The following is a 2944-nucleotide window of genomic DNA, read 5'->3' as shown; positions in this document are numbered from 1 at the left end:
TTTTAGATATTTTATTATACTCTTTACAAACCGCATTAATGATGATATATGAGATAAATCCAAAACTTAGACCTATAGCTATACTATGCGTCATAGGCATAAGAATAATTGTCATAAAAGCTGGAATAGCCTCTTTCATATCTTTAAAATTTAAGTATGAAACTTTTCTAAACATAAAGATTCCAACGATAACTAAAGATGGAGCAACAGCAAATACAGGGACACTTTCAACTAGGGGTGAAACAAAAAGTGAAAGTAGAAATAATATACCTGTAATAATTGAAGCTAATCCTGTTCTAGCTCCAGCTGTAATTCCAGCAACTGATTCCCCATAAGTTGTAACAGTGCTTGTTCTAAGGAGAGAACCTATCATAGTTGAAAGAACATCTGCATAGAGCATTTTACCAAGACCTTTTTTTCTTTCCTCCTCATTTCTAAAGGGAATCTCTTTATAGCAAGATAAAAGAACACTTAAAGAATCAAAAAGATCGATGAACATAAATGAGAATATTGCACCTAAAAGAGATGGCTTTAAAACATTAATAATGTTAAGTTTCATAGCCACTGGAGCAATACTTGGAGGAGATGACAGGATTGTTTCAGGTAAACTAACAACCCCAAAAGCTACTCCTAAAATGGAGACAATAGCAATACTGATAAGCATTCCACCTCTAACCTTTTTTAAATCAAATATGAACATTAAAAATAATCCTAAAATAGATAGGGCAACGGGGACTGTAATCTCTCCAAAAGCCACTAATGTGCTAGCGTTTGGAATAGCTACACCCATGCTTTTTAAACCGATTAGAGATAGAAATAGTCCTATTCCAACTGTAGAAGCAATACCTAAACTTTTAGGAATTGCACTAATTATTTTTTCTCTTATACCACCAAAGGCTAAAACTAAATAGAATACTCCAGATAAAAAAACGATTCCAAGAGAATCCTGCCAACTTAAACCATTTCCCATAACAAGAGTGAACGTAAAAAATGCATTTAACCCCATACCAGGAGCAAGAGCAATTGGCACATTTCCCAAAACTCCTCCCAAAATAGATCCAATAGCCGTTGCTAGACATGTTACAGTGACAAGAGCACCTTTATCCATTCCAGTTAAGGCAAGAATAGTTGGATTAACAAAGATAACATAAGATATGGTAAGAAATGTTGTAAATCCTCCTAAAAGCTCTCTTTTTAAACTACTATCCCTCTCAGTTATTTGAAAATAACTATCTATCATATTATATGCTTTTATTTTAAGATCTTTATTTAATACTTTTTCCATTGTTTTTGAATTCCTCCGATTTTTTTAGTAGTAGGCAATTTACGGCTGCCTGTAGAAACTTTTGATCCCTATTATCAATTTTATACTAAACAATCTATTTCCAGAAAGTTCTGTGTATCTTAACTATCTCCTCTTGTAACTTCTTATCATCAATAGGACCAATGACTTCAATATTTTTTTGTCCTTTGGCTAAGATCTCTCTACAAGGAATATCAAAAGTAGGATTTTTTTCATGACTACCTGTTAATTCAAGAAGTTGTTTTTCAGTTATTCCAAAGACTACTCTTCCAACATTTCCCCAATAGATAGCACCAGTACACATACAACAAGGTTCAGCTGTAGTATAAAGAGTACAATCCCACAAAAATTCTTTTGAATAAAGTTTAGTAGCTTTTCTCATAACGCTTGTTTCAGCATGTCCTGTGCAGTCTTTTTCAGTAATTTCAATATTTCCTGATTCAACAATAATCTCTCCCTTAGAATTCACTAGAAGTGCTCCAAAGGGGTTGTTTCCATTGACAACAGCTTCATCTGCAATTTCAATGCATCTTCTTAGATAAAATTTGTGATCCATAATATAAACCTCCTAATAAATAATAAATAAAAAAAGGTAATCCTAGGATTACCTTTGATAACAATACACTTCACCCTAGCAAGATGAGTTGTTATTGAACAACCTGATGAGTCTCTTGTGGGCGCCATACTGCACTAAAATGCAATTTTTATTTAATTTATAAGATAATAATATCCGAAAAAATTACATTTGTCAATTAAAATATTAATATCCTAATATCTGAGTGAAAAAATGACATAAAAACTCTATGTGATAAAGTAAAAAAGTGTGAGACTTAAGCTCACACTTCTATTTAGTTAACTATTTTCCAACATAAGTTCCTAAATAGCTAAGTATTTTCTTTTTTATTCTTTGAATTGTGTTATCGATTTTTTTTGGAGTTTCATCTAATGTTTCAGAAATTTCGATATATGTATACTCCTTACATAAATAATAGAACACTTTTTTCTCTAAATCACTTAGATTTTCAACTAAAAAAGTTTCTAAAAGTTTTACTAACTCTTTTCCTAAAACAATCTCTTCTGGATTATAAAAGTTAATAGATGGAGCGTTATATTTAGTAACCTCCTCAAATCCAACATACTCCTCTCCCATAACGGCAGAGTTTAAATTTTGATATTTAGCAGAGCTATGTGTTTTTACAGCTGTTATAATCTGTCTTCTAATACATAGATTTGCAAAAGTGTTAAAACATGCATTTTTTGTTTCATCATAAGATTTAATCGCTTTCATAAGGCCGATATAACCTTCCTGAAGTAAATCATCTGATTCAGCACCTTTTAAGAAAAACTTACGGTTATTTCTTAAAATAGAGCTTTGATATTCGTGGAAAATCTTTTCAGTAGCTTCCTCATCACCTTGTTGTGCTAATTTAATGTCTCTAATTTCTATCATGGTCTCGTCCCCCGACTTTCTTTTGATATGTTTCTTACTCTGTAATGATATCAAAAAAGTAAAATAAAATAAATATTCCAAATTTTTCTTTTTTTATTTATTTTTTGATATATAAACACATTTTTTGAAAATAGGAAAGCTAGTGTTTGTAAGGCGAACTAAAAAGAGAGTATTTTTGTATAACATAAAGG

At 31.1% G+C, this 2944-nt stretch carries 3 protein-coding genes and 1 riboswitch; all 3 genes read right to left on the bottom strand.

What is annotated here, in order from left to right:
- Positions 1-1285, bottom strand: a 1285-nt coding sequence (locus ACMOUI_RS06560; RefSeq protein ID WP_418964926.1) for an NCS2 family permease, incomplete at its 3' end; no start/stop codon positions are given.
- Between the two features lie 8 nt (positions 1286-1293).
- Positions 1294-1393, bottom strand: a riboswitch (purine riboswitch).
- The gene (locus tag ACMOUI_RS06555) at positions 1380-1859 is read right to left on the bottom strand and encodes a nucleoside deaminase (RefSeq protein WP_418964925.1); all 480 of its coding nucleotides are present in this window, start codon (positions 1857-1859) and stop codon (positions 1380-1382) included. (Overlaps the previous riboswitch by 14 nt.)
- A gap of 300 nt (positions 1860-2159) precedes the next feature.
- Positions 2160-2753 carry a sigma-70 family RNA polymerase sigma factor gene (locus tag ACMOUI_RS06550; RefSeq protein ID WP_418964924.1) on the bottom strand — a complete coding sequence of 198 codons (594 nt, stop codon included), beginning with the start codon at positions 2751-2753 and terminating at the stop codon, positions 2160-2162.
- Positions 2754-2944 lie beyond the last annotated feature (191 nt).

Source organism: Cetobacterium sp., assembly GCF_048470075.1.
Classification (GTDB): Bacteria; Fusobacteriota; Fusobacteriia; order Fusobacteriales; family Fusobacteriaceae; genus Cetobacterium_A.
This window is presented reverse-complemented; position numbering and strand designations above follow the sequence as displayed.